This is a genomic window from Microcoleus sp. Pol7_B2 (assembly GCF_036701035.1).
Classification (GTDB): domain Bacteria; phylum Cyanobacteriota; class Cyanobacteriia; order Cyanobacteriales; family Microcoleaceae; genus Microcoleus.
The window spans coordinates 67,157-88,263 of record NZ_JAUBQB010000006.1; the positions used below are offsets into that span (position 1 = coordinate 67,157).

The 21,107-nt window shown below is 45.4% G+C and carries 11 protein-coding genes and 1 pseudogene; 8 read left to right on the plus strand and 4 right to left on the minus strand.

What is annotated here, in order from left to right; genetic code table 11:
- Positions 1–174: 174 nt before the first annotated feature.
- Positions 175–1,068 carry a CNNM domain-containing protein gene (locus QUA57_RS04065; protein WP_333059660.1) on the plus strand — a complete coding sequence of 298 codons (894 nt, stop codon included), beginning with the start codon at positions 175–177 and terminating at the stop codon, positions 1,066–1,068.
- A gap of 195 nt (positions 1,069–1,263) precedes the next feature.
- Here the strand turns inward: QUA57_RS04065 and QUA57_RS04070 are convergent, their stop codons facing one another.
- Complete coding sequence (locus tag QUA57_RS04070; RefSeq protein ID WP_333059663.1) at positions 1,264–8,718, minus strand: glycosyltransferase; 7,455 nt, start codon at positions 8,716–8,718, stop codon at positions 1,264–1,266.
- 554 nt (positions 8,719–9,272) lie between these two features.
- Here QUA57_RS04070 and ftsH3 point away from each other — a divergent pair.
- The 4 genes from ftsH3 (at position 9,273) to QUA57_RS04090 (ending at position 13,122) form a co-directional block, all read left to right on the plus strand.
- Positions 9,273–11,111: an ATP-dependent zinc metalloprotease FtsH3 gene (gene ftsH3 / locus QUA57_RS04075; RefSeq protein ID WP_006633639.1), complete on the plus strand. Its 1,839-nt coding sequence runs from the start codon at positions 9,273–9,275 to the stop codon at positions 11,109–11,111.
- A gap of 147 nt (positions 11,112–11,258) precedes the next feature.
- On the plus strand, positions 11,259–11,621 hold the full coding sequence (locus tag QUA57_RS04080; RefSeq protein ID WP_333059665.1) for a nuclear transport factor 2 family protein: 363 nt from the start codon (positions 11,259–11,261) through the stop codon (positions 11,619–11,621).
- 239 nt (positions 11,622–11,860) lie between these two features.
- On the plus strand, positions 11,861–12,499 hold the full coding sequence (locus QUA57_RS04085; RefSeq protein ID WP_333059667.1) for a bifunctional 4-hydroxy-2-oxoglutarate aldolase/2-dehydro-3-deoxy-phosphogluconate aldolase: 639 nt from the start codon (positions 11,861–11,863) through the stop codon (positions 12,497–12,499).
- 101 nt (positions 12,500–12,600) lie between these two features.
- On the plus strand, positions 12,601–13,122 hold the full coding sequence (locus QUA57_RS04090) for a L,D-transpeptidase (protein WP_333059669.1): 522 nt from the start codon (positions 12,601–12,603) through the stop codon (positions 13,120–13,122).
- Between the two features lie 131 nt (positions 13,123–13,253).
- Here the strand turns inward: QUA57_RS04090 and QUA57_RS04095 are convergent.
- A pseudogene (locus QUA57_RS04095) lies at positions 13,254–13,943 on the minus strand (YwqG family protein); the annotation flags it as partial.
- Positions 13,944–14,154: 211 nt separating this feature from the next.
- Positions 14,155–15,744 (minus strand): Hsp70 family protein, encoded by a 1,590-nt coding sequence (locus tag QUA57_RS04100; protein WP_333059670.1) that lies wholly within the window; start codon positions 15,742–15,744, stop codon positions 14,155–14,157.
- 357 nt (positions 15,745–16,101) lie between these two features.
- Between QUA57_RS04100 and QUA57_RS04105 the strand changes: the two genes are divergently transcribed.
- Entirely contained in the window at positions 16,102–16,791 is a 690-nt protein-coding gene (locus QUA57_RS04105) for a CPBP family intramembrane glutamic endopeptidase (protein WP_333059672.1), read from the plus strand.
- Between the two features lie 87 nt (positions 16,792–16,878).
- On the opposite strand, the gene QUA57_RS04110 is transcribed toward QUA57_RS04105, so the two are convergent.
- The gene (locus QUA57_RS04110) at positions 16,879–17,292 is read right to left on the minus strand and encodes a hypothetical protein (protein WP_333059673.1); all 414 of its coding nucleotides are present in this window, start codon (positions 17,290–17,292) and stop codon (positions 16,879–16,881) included.
- Positions 17,293–18,356: 1,064 nt separating this feature from the next.
- Between QUA57_RS04110 and QUA57_RS04115 the strand changes: the two genes are divergently transcribed.
- Both QUA57_RS04115 and QUA57_RS04120 read left to right on the plus strand, forming a co-directional pair.
- On the plus strand, positions 18,357–19,499 hold the full coding sequence (locus QUA57_RS04115) for a glycosyltransferase family 4 protein (protein WP_333059675.1): 1,143 nt from the start codon (positions 18,357–18,359) through the stop codon (positions 19,497–19,499).
- Between the two features lie 492 nt (positions 19,500–19,991).
- Positions 19,992–21,068, plus strand: coding sequence for a glycosyltransferase family 4 protein (locus QUA57_RS04120; RefSeq protein WP_333059677.1), 1,077 nt, complete (start codon positions 19,992–19,994; stop codon positions 21,066–21,068).
- Positions 21,069–21,107 lie beyond the last annotated feature (39 nt).

Genomic DNA, 21,107 nt, shown 5'->3' on the forward strand with positions numbered 1-21,107 from the left:
GGATGATAAGAGAAGAGAAAGAGTTTACAAGTTCTACGGGTAAGGTGCGCCTCCTCGGCGCACCTACGAATAAGAGTAGTGGGGATATCCGAAATCTCGGGGGATAAACCTATCTGAATCCCAAGCTAAAATAAAAGAATTAACCTAAAACCTTTATCATATTAGATATCTATCTTGAACAACCTTACTTGCCTGGAAATAGAAGTCGCTCAAACAATGCTGAGATTAGCAATGTTGCTGGGCTTAACACTTTTAATCGCCTTTTTTGTGGCGTCAGAACTAGCATTAGTATCAGCCGATCGCCATCAAATCCGCCAACTTGCCCAGTTGGACGATCGCCCAACCGCCAAAACTGCCGAACTCGTCCACCAAGCTCAAAACAACATACCGCATTACCTGTCTGTGACTCAAACTGGAACAACAGCAGGGAGTTTGCTGTTGGGCTGGTTGGGTGAGGGAGCGACTGTACACTGGATCGAACCGTGGATCGACAAATTGCCGATCGGTCATTTGTCGGCCGTGCTGACTGCTCATTCGATCGCAGTTCCCGCAGCTTTTATCTTTGTAACTTACGTAGAAATAGTCTTAGGAGAACTAATCCCCAAAGTATTAGCAACCCACGCCCCAGAACGCACCGCTTTGCTGCTGATGCCAGCCCTCGAACTCTGCTCAAAATTACTGTGGCCGCTGCTAGCAATTCTCAACGGTACCGTGCGGCTGCTGACTGGTTGGATTACCAGTAAAGAGTCTCAACCGCTGCTGCCAGCTTCCGAGGCAACTGTTATCCAAAAAGATGCTCATTCGGCACTAATTTCTGGCGTATGGGAAGTGACAGCAGTTAACGAAAAACTCGGGTTAAACCTGCCGACTAACCAAGCTTACCAAACAATCGCCGGATTCGTGATTCACAATTTAGGTAAAATGCCCAATCAAGGCGATCGGCTATTGTGGGGCGAGTTGGAAATAGAAGCAGAAAATGTAGTAGAAGGCAGTTTAGAAACAGTGCTAGTGCGTCAGGTAACTCGCCCTTTGTTTGAGACTCAGCAGCCAGAACTCGTGTTAAATTGAATTACTCGGAGTAGAGACAATAATTTCTCAACTCTTTCTCTTCCGTTCTACTCTCTTGCTTGGTGTCCTGCCCTACCCTTCACCGAACCCCTGCAGGGAACGGGAACGCCATCGCCGAAGGCGTCTTCGCGGTTTGTTTAATCTTGAGATTTGAAATTAGCAACTAATCCCAAATCTCAAAAACTCCGCCTTTCATCACCCAACAGCCACCTTAACCGCACCCCCAACAAACTGCTCGTAATCCTCCAACAACCACGCAGGCAAACAAGTATTCGCATCCTGAACCTGCAACTGTCCAGGGCGACAATACAGCATCGCCGCCAACAAATTATTTACAGCTTTCGGCGTTCCAAACCCTTTACTTAACTCAGCAACCAACGAGTTAAAAAACTCGCGATCGCTCTCATGCAGCGGCTCATTAATAAACCCGCTGCCCCACATTGCTTTGTAACCCTTGCCAAAATCGCTCCGGTACAAAACTTCTACTTGTTCGCCGGAAACGCTCAGCCACAAATCGGCAATTTGCTTGCGAATATGCCGCAAATCTGCTATTACCAATTCAGCCGTCGGGTCGATTTCATAAAGATTGACAGCAGCAGTTAATTGATTTATAAACTGCGGCAGATAATCTTGTTTGACAAGTGGTTGTTCTGTTGTCGTAAATGCGCTCTCAAACACCTTTTCGTAATCTTCAAGCAACCACTGGGGCAAGCGGGTGCGAGCATCGGGAACCCGCATTTTTCCCGGAACAAAATACAGCATTGCCCCCAGCAGAGCATTGATAGCTTGAGGCTGCACCAACCCTTTGCTAATTTCAGTCAATTTCTGCAAAAACTGCTGTTCGGCTTCAGTCATCGATTCTGCTTGCAAGCCGCAGCTAAGTATTGCTTGATATCCCTTGCGAACGTCTCCTCGGTAAAAACTTTCGAGTTTTTCTGAAGGAACAGTCAGCCAAAAATCAGCCATTTGTTTTCTGATTTGGCGGAGTTCCAAAACTATCGATTCGTCAGATGGATCGATGCGGTAAAGATTGACGCATCCTAACAGTTGATTCGCGAATTGCCGGGATTGAATGTATTGAGCTAGCAAATCAGTAGTTGAATCAGACTTGACGGCGGATTCAGTCTCAAAAACTTGTTCGTAATCCCCAATTAACCAGTGCGGCAAACGGTTACGAGCGTCGGGAATTCGCATGGTTCCCGGCGGGAAATACAGCATCGCAGCAAGCAAGGCGTTGACAGCTTTGGGATGCACTAATCCTTTGCTAATCTGGGTTAATTGCTGCAAAAATATTTGTTCGCTTTCGATCATCGGTTGACGTTGGAAACCGCTCTTGAGCAGGATTTGATAGCTGTTACCTGAAGCGCTTCGGTAGGCGGTTTCGAGGTTTTCGGCGGGAAGGTTGAGCCAAAAATCAGCGATTTGTTTGCGGATTTGACGCAGTTCGGATATTGCTGAGATGTTTGAGGAGTTTCGTTGGTAAAGGTTGACGGCATTCGAGAGAATCTCGTCCAAATCTGGCTGCTTGGGAATGCTATCCTGTAAGTTGCGCGATGCTTCCAGGTGGCTGCTTTGCCAGTTGCCAAAGAGTTCTTGGAATAATTTGCCGATCGCCCCAGAGTATGCCACACTGTCAAAACAAGCTGGATTAGCTTGCATTTTTTGCTGAATTTCCTGGCGATAGCGCTGCCGAAGTTCAGGATTAGTGCCGAGAGTAACTGCTAGTTGAATGTAAGATGCTTCGCTATTGGCAATTAAATCGGGCATAGAGAGCGATCGTACCACCGCAGCCCCCATTCTCGATCGCAAAGTATCACCATCCCTGACAACAGTTGGAAGTCCCACCTCTAACGGATCTACAAGGGAAGTAGTCCCCGCATAGGGATAGGAATCCAAATAAACATCCCCCAACTTCAAAACTTCTTTAACATCCGCACGGTTAGGAAAACTCTTCAACACCCGCAAACGATTACTCTCAATGCCATACTTAGCAAAAACGGCTTTCATATTATTCACAAAAGCCCCCCCAGGATAATGATTAGTCCAGCTAGGGCCGAAGGGCATTAAAAACAGCACAGAATTAGGAACAGCCGCCATAATCTTTGCCCATGTTTCCCTTAACTCCGGCACTAGCTTATACAAATTCGCACTCGAAATAAAGACCACCGATTCCTCGGAAATGCCGATACTATTTCTAGTGAAATTAATGTTAGGAGTGTAAGGTTCGAGGGTATAGCTAAAACAGCAACCAGGCCCGTCAATAGTTGCTAATTGCTCGCGATAATGCTCCTGTCCTTCAGGTGAAGGTTCCATCAACTTACCAGCAATGTAATAGTCAATGTGTCGCATTCCTGTGGTAACGGGAGAATTAAAACAGGTAGTTTGTACCCGCGCCAATCGATGCAACGCCAGTAAACTAATCGGATGAGTAACCGCAGTAATATTGGTAGCAATCAGCAGAATATCTAAGTCATCAGCGCGGATTGTCTGAACTTGACTTGGCAAGTCATTAGATAGTTTAACCAGCCTGTCAGCGCGACTCTGACAATACTGCTCTAGTTTATTACCGTCGAGATTGAGAGCGTATAAAATAATTTCAAATTGCTCTCGATTCAGATATTCAAAAGCTGGCAAGGTAGCGAAAGTTTCCGTCATCGCCCCGAAATGTTTAGTCAGGACACCAAGGCGAATTTTCGGCCTGTTAGCAGGTCTAGTCGGAAAAATGCAATCAATCGCAGCGCCACGATTTTTCATGGCATATTCAATAATATCGGCCCGCTTTGTGTATACCTCCTTGAGATTTTCACTATTAAAGTACAGAGGAATAAAGTTAGCGCTTTTCGTGAATAACGAGGCGATTTCCTGCCACACTTGTGACTTTTGGTTCTTGAAGATATTGCTATGCAAATAACTGACCCATCCCTGCACATACCGGCAATAATTGTCAGCTTCTCCTATTTCTTGAAAAAGAGTAGGCGCAGCAAACATAAATTTGAGGTAGTCGTTGACAAACCAATTAGGTATAACTGCCTTTTCATAGTTCAGCATTAACTGATCTGCACGACGATAGAGGGCGGCTGTTAGTAGGTAGTTAATATCTTTGGGATTTTTAACTCCCTGGGATAGATGTGCTGCTAGTCGATCGATAACAGTCTTTTCGGCATCTGTCAGCGCTTCATCTTTGATATTGCTGTTTAGCAGTAGCTGCTGCGCCTTACCTGCATCACCGCCATAGGCATTTGCCACTTGTTCTGCCGGCAGATTCAGCCAATAATTGGCAAGTTGCTGCCGGGATTGGCGGATGTTAGCGAGGTTTACTTCATTAGCTTGGTCTTTTTGATACTCTCCCACATATTGGGACAGCAAAGTTAAAAATTGTTCGGGTTTGTTAAATTCAACTAATTCATTAGCTATTAAATTGCCGTGTTGCTGCAAAATCTGCTGTGACCAACGCACTTCTTCTGGTTGGTAAAGTTGAGAGTGGAGGTGAATAATTGTGGCTCTCATTAAGTCTAATTTTGGGCGGTCGCCAGCCATTTTTTGGGTTCTGCTAGATCCGTCGCCGTGCTGCCTGTAATAGAGGTAAGGCTTAGGTAGTCGATCGCCTAACCAGCCTTTTTCATAGGCAGACACCCAAAACTCCCAATCTTCGCATCCCAGCTTCATCACTTTTTTCAATCCGCCTACTTGCTCGTAAATCTCCCTTCTAAATAGGGAAGTAGCAGGGGCTTGATTGTCTCTCAAAAACCGATTGGCATCAAAGTCACCGTGAACAACTAAATCGCAGTTTGCTCCGAAGTGCTGCACATCTGTATAGACAAAACCAACATTCGGTTTTGCTAATAAAATTTCGACGCACTCCTCTAGAAATTTGGGATGAAGTTTATCATCAGCATCTAGGAATAAAATAAACTTTCCTGACGACTGCTGAACGCCAACATTTCTCGAATCAGCGGGTCCCGTGTTGGGTTTATCTATGAGGCGAAGCGATTTTTGAGGATACAGTTTAATTAAATAATTGGCGAAGTTGCTGGTATCATCGGTGCTGCCATCATTGACAATTATGCACTCCCAGTTTGGATAAGTTTGACGGACAACACTTTCAACAGCTTCTCTGAGTAAAGTTGCGTGATTGTAGCAGGGAATGATTACGCTGACGAGTGTTTCTGCGGAGGTGCGGTAGGGCATGGCATTTAGCTGTGATGGAGAGAGTGAAACAGGTAATGTAGTGGCTGGTTTTACACCTCGGCGAGTGATCCCATATTCATCCCATATTTGCCGAGTTTCTTGGTACGATATTGGCGATGAATTTTGCAAACCTTGTTGATTTTCGTAGTACAAGCCGAGAATTTCTGGCAAGTACACAATATTTTCGCTTTTGCCAATCCGGAGCCAAAATTCGTAATCGCCAGCCGCCGTAAATTCGCTTCGGAAATAGCCGTGTTTTTCGTGCAGCGATTTTCTCCACATCGGCTGAGGGCCAATAATGCAGCGCCGTTCGAGTTCGCTGTAGTCAAAGGCTGGCCAATTCCAGCACTTTTCGGCTTGGGTTTTTGCAAAAGTATCGTTAGCTGTATTGGTGATTAATTGGTCAGCATAAACCAGACTTACTTCGGCGTTTTCTTCCAAGTATTTCGCCATGATTTCTAGGGCGTCAGGGCGATGTCTGTCATCGGTGTTAGCATTAGTAATGTAAGCTCCGCGCGACATCTTAATGCCTCGATTCCAGGCTGCATATAATGTCTCGCGGTCAGAAGTGCGATCGTACACAATATTCGGATATTTCGCTTGAAATTCCCGCACAACAGACTGTTCATTTTCTTGGGAACTGCTGTCAATTACTATGATTTCGAGTTGGCCTTGTTTGTACAGGGTTTGCTCTACCAAGTCCTGCAAGCAGCCGCGGATAAATTTTTCGGAATTGTAGGTAGAAACGATCGCAGATACTTTAAAAGCGGAGGGGACAGGCTGGGAGTTCTCAGCATTCGCGAATTCCCCCTGCAAGCCTGCATCAGTTGGGTGTTGAACGGAAGCATTCTCCGAATGTGCGCGCTCAGCTACTTGAACCAAAACTGAGCTAACAATTGCAGCCATTTTCGACCAGGAAAACTTCTTAGCTTGCTCTAACCCCGCCGCAATTAATGAGTTGCCGACAGCGGGCTTCTGTATTTCCCCTAAAGCATTGACGAGCCCAATAACATCATCCCCGTCCACATAAACCGCTGCTTGTCCTGCTACTTCTGGAATCGAACCGTTTGGACAGGTGATGACTGGACAACCGCAAGCCATTGCCTCAAGGACTGGCAACCCAAAGCCTTCATATTTCGACGGATAAACTAACACTGAAGCACCCGAATAAGCAGCTCTCAGTTCGCTGTCGCTTAGTTGCAGCGTGTGGACAATATTCCCAGAACAGTACAATTTCAGCTCGGGCTCTAATACAGGTTTGCCACCTGCACAGACTATATCAAAGTCAAACTTGTTGGCAAGTTGAGAAAAGGCTTTGAAAAATAATATCCCGTTCTTGTAACCATGCCAGCCCACCCTTTCGCCTACCAAAAGAAAATAGGGCTTGGTAATGCTGTATTTTGACTTAAAGCCTGAAATTTCTTCTCTATCGGCTGGCGAAAAATTGGCATCCATGCCACAGTGCGCTACAGCGATAGAATTTGAAGAAATCTGCGGAAAAACCTTAATTAAATCGCGGGCTGTATTTTCCGAAATGGTGATGTAGGCCGAGGCATGGCGGATACCGAAATGCTTTTCTCTCCACTCGGGATGACCAATATTTTGTCCCATCAACTCTGGAATCATGTCATAGGCCATGAATACCGATGGCGTTGACAAAGGCGTTGTATAATAAGTAGAAATAAATAAATCGGCTTTTTCTTCATCGCAGATTTGTTGGAGCATCGCGCGATCGCGATCGGTATTACCATAATCGTACAGGGGAATAGTTCGATAACGGATACCGGGAATTTTTGGGGCAGTTCCGTTTCGATCTAAAATGATAACATTTTGAGCAAAGTTCGTATTGGCCCATTCTTGCCAGAGGGATTTCCAAACGCGAGCAATGCCTGTATTATTATGTTGAAAAAATACACCATCAACCAGTATTGTTAACCCGCTTCGCGAGTCACCATCCTCTTCTATTTCAGAAGGCGGTATCTTTGCTTCTTGTTGAAGATTAGTAATTTTTCTACTAGCTTTTAAGAAGTCTTTCGGTAAAAACGACTCCTTATTAACCGCCGCTAATTCTCCTTTTGCCAATTGCTCAAATAAATCTTCCGGCAAGTGTTTTTCTGTTAGTAAATGAAGAGACGAACCATTTGAGTAGAAGTTGAGATTAAACTTGGCAGCAAGGATTGAAAGAGATTTAGCTGTGTAAAGAGAAACGTGCTGACCTTCGTGAAGCACATAGTACCACCATTCATTAGGTTTAGGATTGCTTTGTGGCAGCAATTCTGTACTCAGTAAAATATTTCGGGAAATCTTTAACAATTCTTCCAGCTCATCTATGGGGTGAACCAGATGCTCAAATACTTCAAATGCCGTGACTAATTCAAATTGGTTATTTGCGGCTGCATCAATCTCAAATCCTTGAGCAAATATATTTTTACAAAACTTGTCTAGCCAGTAAAAGTCAAATCCCGCATCTCTCATCAGCCTGACAAATAGACCATAGCCACCGCCGTAGTCGAGAAATCTTGCTTGATGATTAAAGAAGTTAAATAATAAATTTTTGGTTATTTGTGAAAATGACAAATTTCTGAACGCTAAGCCTACATCACTGCTAGCTATTGGCTGAGAATAAGCTTCGTCTAACCAGTAGGGTTCCTCAGTTTGAACAAATCCGCAGTTTGAACATTGAAAATAATCAACATCATATTTTCCCATAACTTTACCTTGGGCAAAATGATGGGAATCGGATTCGCAAACTTTGCATTTCAGGGGCATATGATATAGTAAATTCTTAACTTGAGAAAGGAGAGATTGATGATTCCATCGGTCTATAGTTAGCTGCCTAATATCTGGCAAATAAAAATGGGGCATTCCATCTTTCTCATTTACTGAGCTATAGATGCGAACCTTTTCTTGCCTCTGCGATTCACTTTTAATTAATAAGTCTAAATGATACACGCACAAGTCTAACAATGTTTCGCCCGGTTTCGTGAACCCGTGAATGGTTTCGTGAATCTGACCGCTATAAGTTAGAGACTGGTTATATCTAAATATCCGGCGCTGCCAGTCAGGATAATGGGGAGGGCTTGATACATAATGATTTTTGCTAAAGGGGCTAATCCATTTACGAGTAATCCAAAAGTTATCTGTTTTTGCGGTACTCCCATTTAATTTTAACTGCTGTAGGAAGTCTAAAGTTTTTTGATCTATAAATTCATCGGAATCAATTACAAATACCCAGTCTGTTTTAACTTCTTGTAGGTAAATATTTCGCTGTTGAGAGTGATTCCCTTGCCACGGAGAGTGAATAATTCTTGCTCCATATTGAGCGGCTATTTCACAAGTCTTATCCGTACTACCACCATCAACGACAATGAGTTCATCATAAGCATTTGCCAAGGATGTCAACGCGATCGTAAGAGTTTTTTCGGCATTTTGTACTATCATACAAACTGAAAGACTTGGCATAGATACCTCTGTTGTTGAAATTATTAAATAACTATTTTTGGCAAAGAAACTTGGTTGATAGGTCAGTCCTGCTTCACTTTAACAGTCTAATATAACTTACGCATAAATACCAAAGAAACCGGACTTTTTACAACTGCTAAAGACTCAAATGCAGTATTTCCGTTAAAAAAATCGGTTTCTGCGTCCAGGACTATTTAACTGAGATGTTGCATCATGCTCAATCAGCTTTTTATGAACAGGCTCTCCGGCCTGTTCCACAAAAAAATTTATCTCTTGTGGAACGGGATCTCCGGCCTGTTCTTGATAATGGTGCAAGATATGAGTTTAACCGAAAAAGGGATTAACCCGATCGCCCTTACTCATCTAGACATTGACAAATTCCATTTTAGAGTGTAATGGTTACAGCCCACAAGGTCAATTCCACCACCTCAGACCGCCACAGCACGGCCGGGAATCCTCACCACACAAAAACAAGTTACAATTACGTTAAGATTGATGAACATAAATAAAAATTCCCAAATCACAGGGACTAAAAATTAGGAGGATCGACCTCGGTGAATAAACGGTGGAGAAACGCTGGCCTGTACGCACTGCTGGCTATTGTAGTCATTGCCTTAGCAACGGCTTTTTTTGACAAACAGCCCCCAAGCCGCGAAGTTTGGAAGTACAGTCAATTCATTCAGGAAGTCGAAGGCAAGAGAGTAGACAAAATAAATATCAGTTCCGATCGCAGCAAAGCCCTGGTCACAGCCCAGGACGGCAACAAGGTACTCGTTAACCTGCCGAACGACCCCGAACTGATCAACATCCTGACCAAAAATAACGTAGATATTTCAGTTCTGCCCCAAAGCGACGAAGGCTTCTGGGTAAAAGCCCTCAGCAGCCTGTTCTTCCCGATTCTGCTTTTGGTCGGACTGTTTTTCCTGGTGCGGCGCGCCCAAAACGGGCCCGGCAACCAAGCCATGAACTTCGGCAAATCCAAAGCTAGAGTCCAAATGGAGCCACAAACTCAGGTGACTTTCGGCGACGTGGCCGGCATCGAACAAGCCAAGCTAGAGCTCGCAGAAGTCGTGGACTTCCTGAAAAATGCAGACCGCTTCACCGCAGTCGGAGCAAAAATCCCCAAAGGCGTGCTGCTGGTCGGCCCTCCCGGAACTGGCAAAACCCTGCTGGCAAAAGCAGTGGCTGGAGAAGCAGGCGTTCCCTTCTTCTCAATTTCCGGTTCAGAATTTGTGGAAATGTTCGTGGGTGTCGGTGCTTCCCGCGTCCGCGACTTGTTTGAACAAGCTAAATCTAACGCTCCTTGTATCGTATTTATCGATGAAATTGACGCCGTAGGCCGCCAGCGGGGCGCTGGTTTGGGCGGTGGTAACGACGAACGGGAACAAACCCTCAACCAGTTGCTGACCGAAATGGACGGCTTTGAGGGTAATACTGGCATTATTCTGATTGCTGCCACGAACCGCCCCGATGTGCTCGATGCGGCGCTGCTGCGTCCGGGTCGCTTCGATCGCCAAGTTGTGGTCGATCGCCCCGACTTCGGAGGCCGCCTAGAAATTCTCAACGTTCACGCCCGCGGCAAAACTTTGTCGAAAGACGTGGACTTGGAAAAAATCGCCCGCCGGACACCCGGTTTCACCGGTGCGGATTTGTCCAACCTACTCAACGAAGCAGCAATTTTAGCCGCCCGCCGCAACTTGACCGAAGTCTCGATGGATGAAGTCAACGACGCGATCGACCGCGTGCTCGCAGGCCCGGAAAAGAAAGACCGCGTGATGAGCGAAAAGCGCAAAACTTTGGTAGCTTACCACGAAGCCGGTCACGCTTTAGTCGGCGCGCTGATGCCCGACTATGACCCCGTGCAGAAAATTAGCATTATCCCCCGCGGCCGCGCTGGCGGTTTGACTTGGTTCACACCAAGCGAAGATCGGATGGATTCTGGCTTGTATTCTCGCTCTTACTTGCAAAATCAAATGGCGGTAGCTTTGGGCGGCCGCATTGCTGAAGAAATTGTCTTCGGCGAAGAAGAAGTAACAACCGGTGCCTCCAACGACTTGCAGCAAGTGGCAAGAGTAGCGCGCCAAATGGTGACTCGCTTCGGAATGAGCGATCGGCTAGGCCCTGTAGCTCTCGGTCGCCAACAAGGCAATATGTTCATGGGTCGCGATATCATGGCTGAACGCGATTTCTCTGAAGAAACCGCAGCGACGATCGACGATGAAGTGCGTTTGTTGGTAGAGCAAGCTTACCGCCGCGCTAAAGATGTACTCGTCGGCAACCGCCACGTCCTTAATGCTTTGGCAGATATGCTAGTTGAAAAGGAAACTGTGGATGCGGATGAATTGCAAAATTTGTTAGCTAATAGCGATGTGAAAATGGCGACGATCGCCTAATCGATTTTACAATTTAGATTTGGAATTTTAGATTTAATCTAAAATTTGAAATCGATAATTGGGGTGATTCTGGGATTGTCTGGAATCGCCCCTATTTTTTTGTGGGCACACAGGAAGCAGCCAAAAAAAGCATTGGAGTAGCAAACCATGATCGTCACTGAAGATAGAGCGCGTGAACTTGCACTTGATTGGGTTGAAGCTTGGAATACTCATAACCTCGATCGAATCATGTCCCATTACGCAGAAGATGTAATTCTGATATCGCCTGTAGCAGCGCAACTGCTAAACGAACCATCTGGGACAGTGACAGGCAAAGAAGCGCTACGAAACTACTTCAAAAAGGGGCTGGAAGTTTATCCTGACCTCAAGTTTGAGTTGCTTGATGTGATGTTGGGAGTTTCCAGTGTTGTACTTTACTACATCAACCAAAAAGGCACGAAGGCAGGTGAGTTTATGGAAGTCAGTTCAACCGGAAAAGTGACTAAAGTTGTTGCTCATTACAACGGGTAGAGCGAGGTTATGCAAATGGCGGTAATATGGATGGCACAAGCGAGCGATGCTGAGGCTTTACTTACTCTCGCTAGCGAGTCAAACGCAGTCCACTCGCCTGTTGTGTAAAGAAAATAACGCAATTTTAACCCCCCCTCGGAAACCCACGGAGGTGGGTTTTGCTTGTATATACGCGGTTTCAACCGCTCGGTCTTCCGATATGAACTCTATTGAATTATCTGGGGGCAAAATCCGTTAGCATGAATCATCAATCTTGGTTGACACTACTAAAAAAACATCGGGCGATCGCAGTCATCCGTTCCTCAGAAAAGGAACTTGCTTGGCAGATGGCATCATCGGTAGCAGCCGGAGGAATCCAGTTTATTGAAATTACTTGGAACACCCACAAAGCCGCTGAATTAATTGCCGAACTCCGCTCGGAATTCCCTACTTTTAGTATTGGTACTGGCACTTTATTAAACTTAGAACAGTTGCAACAAGCAATCGACTGCGGTGCTCAGTTTATGTTTACTCCGCATACCGATTTAAGTATGATTAAAACAGCAGTTGATGCCGGAGTGCCGATCGTCCCCGGTGCTTTTTCTCCTACGGAAATTGTGACCGCGTGGCAAGCAGGCGCTACCTGCGTTAAAGTGTTTCCGATATCGGCTTTGGGAGGCGCGGCTTACCTGAAAAGCCTGCAAGGCCCCCTGGGAAACATTCCTTTAATTCCCACTGGCGGGGTGACGCTGGAAAATGCGAAAGTATTTATAGACGCCGGGGCGATCGCGGTTGGTTTAGCCGGAGACTTATTTCCTAAACACTTGGTGGACAATCGCGATTGGCGGGCGCTCGTCCAAATTGCCCGAACTCTCGCCCAAAACTTAACAACTTGTTAAGTCCAGTTTCCCAATCCAACATTTCAAATCTAAAATCTAAAATAGGACAAGCCAATCTAAAATCTAAAACCTACAATCTAAAATAGTACGAGGTGTGAGAAATGAACAGCATTATCAACTCAACTTACTTCCGCCGCGCTGGAACTTTCTGTGCCGGCTGCGCCCTCACTTTTGCTGCATTCTGCGGCGGTTCAATGACCGCATTGGCCAGCGAAGAACACAACATAATTGCCAATAAAATTATGCTGTTGCAGCAATCGAGCGAACGCTGGATTGAAATAGATTTGTCAAGACAAAGGTTAATAGCTTGGGAAGGAAATACACCCGTTTACGCGGTGATTATTTCCAGCGGCAAATCATCGACTCCCACCCGCACCGGAACCTTTGCCGTTGAAACCAAACACCGCGTTACTAGAATGACTGGGCCGGACTACGACGTGCCCGACGTTCCCTATACAATGTATTACGACGGAGGCATGGCAATTCACGGCGCTTACTGGCACAATTTGTTTGGCAATCCCGTTACTCACGGCTGCACAAATGTAGCTGTCAATCACGCTAAATGGCTATTTGAATGGGCCTCAGTGGGAACGCCCGTGGTGGTGCACAAATCTCAGGTTTAAGGCATTGGGAATTGGGCATTGGGCATTGGGCATAGTCAAACACTATTCAATCTGTTAGAACCCCGACTTCTTAAAGAAGTCGGGGTTCTGGGTATTATGTTTTTTTAGGTGTGCTTACTTAACTGCTGCTTTTAACCACAATCCCAATTGTATAAAACCTTACTAAAACCTAATTTTCTGAGTGCTGATTCATCAATAAAAAAGTTACCTATACCACTGTCTCCCCACATGATATCTACTGTCTCATTGGAATCGGTATCCATTTGTAAGAGAAGAATCTCTGGCTTTTGTTTTTGATCGGAGTTACTACTATATTTTCTTACGTCGTCTTGTGTCAAATCCGGATAACCACCTATTTTATGACCAAAGGAATGCGATATTTCTCGGTACTCATCCTCAATTTCATGGTTCATAAACAACTCAGGGATTTCCGAGCCTAAAAGTTCGGTAAAGTGGTAGTCATTGGTACTAATCGGCGCATATTTTTTAGTAAATTGCAAACTGCAACAGCCATGAAGAGGAAAATTTTCTGGTTCCGGCAAAAAATCATAATTGGTAATGATGTTTTCAACTTGGAAGTCTGGATGAGGAAAATAGATTATTTTGAATCTGTCTTCGGCTGCGGGATTATCTAAATCGGCGGAAGTGCCTAAATCTAAACCATATAGGTCATCGTCGGCTATATAAAACTGCAAAATTCCGCAATCGGGAAAACCATCTAAAGGCGGTATTTCATCAAAGTTGAGTTGCGCTAGCAAAAATAAATATTTACCGTCACAAGTTTTGGGATATTCAAAGCCTTTAGGTAAATAAGGTAATCCCCCAAATTTACTCTGCCACCAATTAACGTCATCATTATTCTGGGTTTAGATTTCGATGTAAGGTTTAATGGTAGCTTCGATTCTGTCGCGATACTTTTCTAGTTCTGGAGAGAGTGGACATTCTAGTTTGTAGTTCATCTGCTATTAACAATTTGTTATGAAGGCAATCCGTAGGTTGCGCCGAAGCGCACCTTACCTGTAAAGTCTCTCCTTAACTTAGCTGCACCACTGGTTTATCCTCTAACAAAGTTTCATTGGTCAACAAATCTTCGACGGTAATTCGCAAAAAGCGCTGTTCGTCAACGCGGAACAAAACTTTTATGCGATCGCTCCCCGGATACCCAGGCGGCGTCAATTGAGCGATGCTGCGTGCTCCTTCTTTATCATTTAGGGGCTGTACCGATGTTTGGCCCGCAAGTTGGCGAGTAATTAGCCTGTCGCCGTCAAAATATATCTCCGTGCCGCCAGTTTCCGCTCCCAATTCGCCGATAATTAATTCTATACTTGGCTGATTTTCTAAAGAAGCCCCCAAGACTAATTCTACCGGTTCGCTCATCGGATAAGACTGGCCGGATTTGATTAAACTGTGCCAACTGTGGCAATTGTCGCGGCGGTTCCAGTAGCGAATTCCGTAACTGTGATAGAGAAAATCTTTTATTTCTATGCCTTGACTCAGTTGCAGAGCACCTTGGGCGATCGCCTCAAAGGGTTTGTCGCAGCGAATTTTTGCGGGCTCGAAATATTGCTGCACCCAACGCCCGACAGCGGGAATTTGTACCGTACCGCCAACTAGCAAAACTGCGTCGATATCCCCAATTTCTAAGCCTTGGCGCCGCGCTTGCTGCAATACTTGATTCATGCACTCGTCCAGTTTCTCAAAAAACTGATGTTCAGCGAGGATAGATTCAAAACGAGATCGATCTAATTCTAATTCGTAACTCTCAAAATTTTCGTCATCAAAATAAACCTCAACCGCCTGATTTACTAAAGATAACTGAATCTTTAACCGTTCTGCCAATCTCGTTGTAATCGGAGATTTTGCTAGCCCTTTTGTTTGAACAAAATAGTCAACCAGCCAATTATCAATATCAGAACCGCCTAAATTTTGTCCGGCTTTAGCCAAAACCCGGGCAACTTTTGTTTTTTGCGCTGAAGATTCAGCTAATAGCTTTTCGCCCCACTTAAGAATAAAACCGAGGGGCTTTTTGTCGGAGGAAGCGTCCAAACGCACCAAAGAAAGATCGAGAGTTCCGCCACCGAAATCAATGACTAACAGATTTTCGCGATCGGCTAAACCGTAACCCAAAGCAGCCGCCGTAGGTTCGTCCAACATCCGCACCTGTTCTACTTCCAGAGACTCAGACACTTTGCCCAACCAATGGCGGTAAGCTTCAAAACTATCTACCGGCACAGTAAAAATCAAAGAGTCGATCGGCAACGGCAGTTGGCGAATTGAATTCACAATTTGGCTCAAATACCACTCACCTACTCGTTCAAAAGTAATAAGTTGCCCGTCAAGTTCCGGCACAAAACCCTGAACAGAAGTGCCAATTCCCCGCTTAAAATTGCGGAAAAACCGAGAATCTCCACTCAAATCCATGCCTCTGTCGCGGACTTGCTGACCGAGTAAGACTTTACTTTGAGCAGCGTCCTCAACGTAGAGTAAACTGGGAATTAGGGGTGGATTTTGAGCCGAGATTGCCGACAATCCCGGTAATTTTAAAGTTTCGGGCTGCTGGAGGACTTGATTCCAGCGAGCGACGACGGTGTTGCTAGTTCCAAAATCAATTGCGATCGTCATTCAGCCAAAATACACAACTACTAGGGATTTAATCATATTATGGTATTTGGAGTCCCCAATGCCAACAGATTATCAAATTCTGTTGGAATAAAAACTTTGTTGCCACAAAAACTCCTTTAGGGCGGAGTCTTCAATTTTGTGCAACTGCATATTTTTCGACGCCACAAATAAGCACCACTTTTATAAGCGACACAAAACTCATACCATTTTAGATTTTAAAATGGGGAATGAATTACTGCATAAAGGTTGGGATTACTGGTCTACAGTTACATTGTTTTTTGAAAGTGGTATCGCCTGTCCGCAGTGGCCCCGCTTTTACCTTTGATATCAATCCAATTTAAAAAATAAGCGTAAAAAATGTTAGATATGGGCGATCGCAAATCAGCACTATTGGCTCTAACACTGCTTGTCCCTGCGGCTAGTATTGGTATCCTAGCAGCCTTGTATATTGCCCCGGGACCTTGGGGACAAACACTCTCAGTCTTTTGCCAACTTTGGTTGCTGGTTTTTCCGATCGCGTGGTCTGTTTTTGTCGATCGCGAAAAGCTGCTTTTATCCCTGCCCAAGCGCCAAGAATTGCTGGCTGGAGCTATTTGGGGAATATTCATGTTTGCGGTAATTCTGGGTATCTATAGCCTTTTTGGTCAGCACTGGATCGATCCTGTAGTTGCCAAAGAAAAATCGCACCAATTAGGTATTAGCAGCCCTACTATTTACTTGATTGTAGAAGCATATTTTGTGGTAGTTAACTCACTGATTGAAGAATTTACTTGGCGGTGGTTTGTCTGCAACAAGTGCCAGATTCTCATACCGGGAACAAAAGCAATATTTCTGAGTTCGCTATTTTTCACGATCCACCACATTTTTGTAATAGCAGCTTACAGCGACTGGCAGGCTGTGATTTTAGGTTCCTTAGCTGTCTTCACTGCCGGGATAATTTGGTCTAAGTCTTATCTAACTTATCGTTCACTTTGGCCTAGTTATATCAGCCACGCGATCGCTGATTTTGCCCTGGCAAGTATTGGTTGGCAAATCCTCTTTAACTAGCTACTTTTTCAGCTACTATTCCTGGCAATTATACAGTAAAAATTGACCTTTTTCCCAACTCCCTCTCCAGATTAATCTGTCCCCCCATCATCCGGGCGGCGTGCTACTGCCGCAGGCGATAATGCACCCTGATAAATTGTAAGCTTTTGCAAGGTATATGTGGCTGTAGCTGCGGTTAATGCCAACTAGCAGCGACAAGTGTTTGCTGGCATTCATGCTGATTTTACTGGGCTCTTGACTGATGCTGTGCAATAATCGGACGTTCATATCTTCCCACCGGCAGATGCTTTTCGTTAAGGCATCTGATTTTAATTCTAGGTTTGGTTTTGCTGGCGATCGCATAATTTTAGCTGCATGAAAACTGGCCAACATATCGCTGCAAGCATCGGCGGCCGGGCCCCCAAGAGCAAACCGATGGTCATCCAGAATTGCAAAGTCAGGAAAAATGATGATTTCATAACATGAAATTTTTTGTACGCGAAATCGTTTGATACATACCACGAAGCCGCTGCTACTGCTTAGGAGTTAAGGTGTACACAATATAGGCCGATTAACCTTGAGTGTTCTTTTGATCTTGATAGGGTCATGTGATAATTTGCTACTGATTTTTTTTACGGTAATTACTTATACACGACTTGGGCAGGGATGCTACATATACTCGGCTCCGCAGTGGCAGTCTCTTTTGGGAACTTTTTCATGCGATCGCCTTTTATTAACACATTTAAAACTCAGGCACCTAATTAAATTTATATCTGTGAAACTCTATGTTCTGTAGCACGATTGGGAAACCTATTTTTTCAAACAGTGGACGCCTCAACCATCTTTTTTCAGGAACATACGACAACTGAGGGCGAGGGATATCTCTTGAAAAACAGGGTTTCTCCCCTCATTCGCACGTCCACAACGGTCATTCGCGCGATCGCGCCCCTGCAGGTATCTGAGAAAACCACCATCTCTGAATTTTGAAAAAATAGGAGCTTGTATCAAGCAATACCGACAGCACAGTTATCAAAAAATCACAGCTACTGATTGGTATTTATATCTGTTAGTTCCATGGGGCAATTAACATTCTCAAGGTAAGAATTCCCCTTTGGAATCTGTATAAAATTTTGCCAAAGGCGATTTCAATCTACTGAATATTGTTGCTAATGCTACCTTTATCTCCCACCTTAAAAGTTGGCTAATATTCGGTTTCCCGTACATCCCTGTCTGTTGGATAGCAAATGATGTTATCTTGAACAGAGGGTGTTGTCGAGCTTGGTGTTTGTCGCGAACAAAGCTCATACTTGATGAGGTATCTATCTTTAGGAGGAACTTTCCATGACCTGAAAATTATCCCTCTGGGAACTGTTTTGCGACCACATCAATCCTTATTATCAATGCAATGACAGTGAACTTTTGGCAGATACATATTGGGGTGTTGCAAACAGTTGATCGGTTGCATTCTATGTACACACCAGGAAAGCGGTAATTAATATTCACCCGCCCCTCTTTCCTTTTGGGCTCTAATATCAGCGCTGGTAGCAGCGCCGAAAGCGAGTTAAAGTCGTCAGCGGGACTTAAAAATGAAAATCACCTTTGTGCTTCCTACTGTGTCTCTGGCTGGTGGAATACGAGTAGTATCTATTTTCGCAGAACGTTTGAGAAAGCGAGGACACTCCGTGTTCGTCATCTCTTTACCCCACCCGCAACCGAGTATGCGCCAGCAAGTCAAGTCGCTGCTGCGAGGGCGCGGTTGGATTTCCACACCTGAAAACGAACCCTCATTTTTCGATAACTTAGGTGTAGAACACAAAATTACCGATCGCTACCGCCCGGTAGAAAACAAAGATGTACCTGACGCTGACGTAGTAGTTGCCACCTGGTGGGAAACCGCCGAGTGGGTAGCCAAACTCTCTCCTAGAAAAGGAGCAAAAGCTTATTTTATCCAGCACCACGAAATTTTTGACTATCTACCTCAAGGTAGAGTAGAAGCAACTTGGATGCTGCCGATGCACAAAATTACGATCTCTAAGTGGTTAGTTGATCTAGCTCGGAGTAAATATGGCGATCGCGAAGTTTCCTTAGCTCCTCCTACCGTGGACACCAAGCAATTTTACGCCTGTCCTCGCAACAAACAATCGGTTCCTACAGTTGGCCTAATGTACTCTACAATCTACTGGAAAGGAACCGACATCGCCCTCAAAGCTTTTTCCCTAGCTGCAGAAAAGATCCCCAACCTGCGTCTGGTTGCCTTCGGTACAGGGGCCCCATCCTCGGAATTGCCCTTACCCGCCAATGCCGAGTATGTAATTCAACCCGACCAAGACAAAATCAAAGACTATTACAGCAAATGCGATGCTTGGCTGCTGGCGAGCCGCTCAGAAGGCTTCGGCTTGCCCATTATCGAAGCGATGGCGTGCCGCACTCCCGTCATCAGTACCCCAGCAGGCGCTGCTCCAGAAATTTTGAGCGGCGGTACTGGCATACTTGTAAGACCAGAAGATCCCGAAGAAATGGCAAAAGCCATAGAGCGTATCTGTCAGATGCCAAATTCCAAGTGGCAAGCCATGTCGGAAGCCGCCTATGCCAAGGTGAACAATTATACTTGGGAAGATGCCACGGATCATTTTGAAGCGGCATTGAAAGTTGCTGTAGACAAATCTAAAGACCGCGACGTTAACGTAGATTCCTTTTCTCCCTACGAAAAATTGGCGGTTGGATGCTAAGTGCCGCGCCGCCATTTGAAATTCGGCGCTACGGGCGTTTTCGGCGCCGGATTCTGGGGAGAAACTCAATATAGTTTGGTGGGGTGGTTCTGCCACAAATAAAATCGCCCCTGTCCTATTTTCTACCCAGCAGTCTAGAGACGAATTCTAACCGCAGCGACGAGGGAATACTGGTTATAAATTGATCTGCCAAACTCTGAACCAGAGAGCAACGGAGGTTTTAAGGCTGCCTCCGTTACAGGTTAAACTTGTGTAGTCGTCAAACATCTGCCGATTTGTAATTGGGGAAAGTCCCTGACGACAAAGTAAGATCGGCTCGACTATCGAGTTACGATCGCCTCCAGCAGAGATCCCCACCGCGCACCCAACCCAAACAGAGGCTGGTAAGTGCCAACTTGCAGTTATGGAAAGGAGGAGTTTTAACCAGTATCAATCTTCCGTATCTATATGAAAATTACTTTTGTCCTGCCTACCCTGAGTCTTACAGGGGGTATGAGGGTGTTATCTATCTACACAGAACTTCTCCAAAAGCGAGGACACAAAATATTTATCGTCTCTATGCCCCCGCTGCAACCGACTTTTCTCCAACAATTGCGATCGCTGCTGAGGGGTTGGGGTTGCGAGTCCGCTCCCAAGACACAAAAGTCTCACTTTGATAAAGTGGATCTCAAAAGTCGAGTTATCGAAACCAACCGTCCAATTACTGACCTTGATGTACCTAATGCCCATATTGTCATGGCTACTTGGTGGGAAAATGCCGAGTGGGTGGCAAAACTCTCTCCCAGCCAAGGAACGAAAGTATATTTTCTCCAAGATTATGAGGCTTTTGACTACGTACCAAAAGGTCGAGTAGAGGCAACTTGGCGGCTGCCGAGGCACAAAATCGCTGTGGCCCAGTGGCTGGCCGACATCGCTCGGAATGAATACGGCGATTTGTCTGTATCTCTTGTCCCTCCTACGGTGGACACCAAACAGTTTTACGACCCCCAGTCCCGAGCAAAGCAGCCGCGAGGCAAGCAATTAGTTCCCACAGTCGGGATGTACTATACTACAACTCCCTGGAAAGGCTGCGATAGTGCCCTGAAAGCTTTCTCTATAGCTGCTAAAAAATTTCCCAATCTTCCTTTAGTTGCCTTTGGTTCCGGCCATACTCCTCCTCCCAATTTGCGGCCTGATGGCACGGAGTATAATAAAGCACCTACTCAAGACCAACTAAAAGAATTTTACAGCAAATGCGATGCTTGGCCGTTTTCCAGCAGATCCGAAGGCTTCGGCTTGCCAATTTTAGAAGCTATGGCTTGTGGCACTCCAGTCATCGCCACTCCTGCTGGTGCGGCTGCGGAACTACTTGCTGGCGGGGGTGGCATACTTGTCAAGCCAGAAGACCCAGAGGATATGGCAAAAGCGATCGAGCAGATTTGTCACTTGCCTGATGCTGAATGGCGCGCAATTTCCGAGAATGCTTGGGAAAAGGTGATGAATGATACTGGGGAGGATGCAACTAATCTCTTCGAGGCGGCACTATACACCGCTTTGGAACGTCAGGCACAATTAACGAACAAGACGTAAAATTGAGGTTGATTTAAAAGATTGGGGTTGGGCGATCGT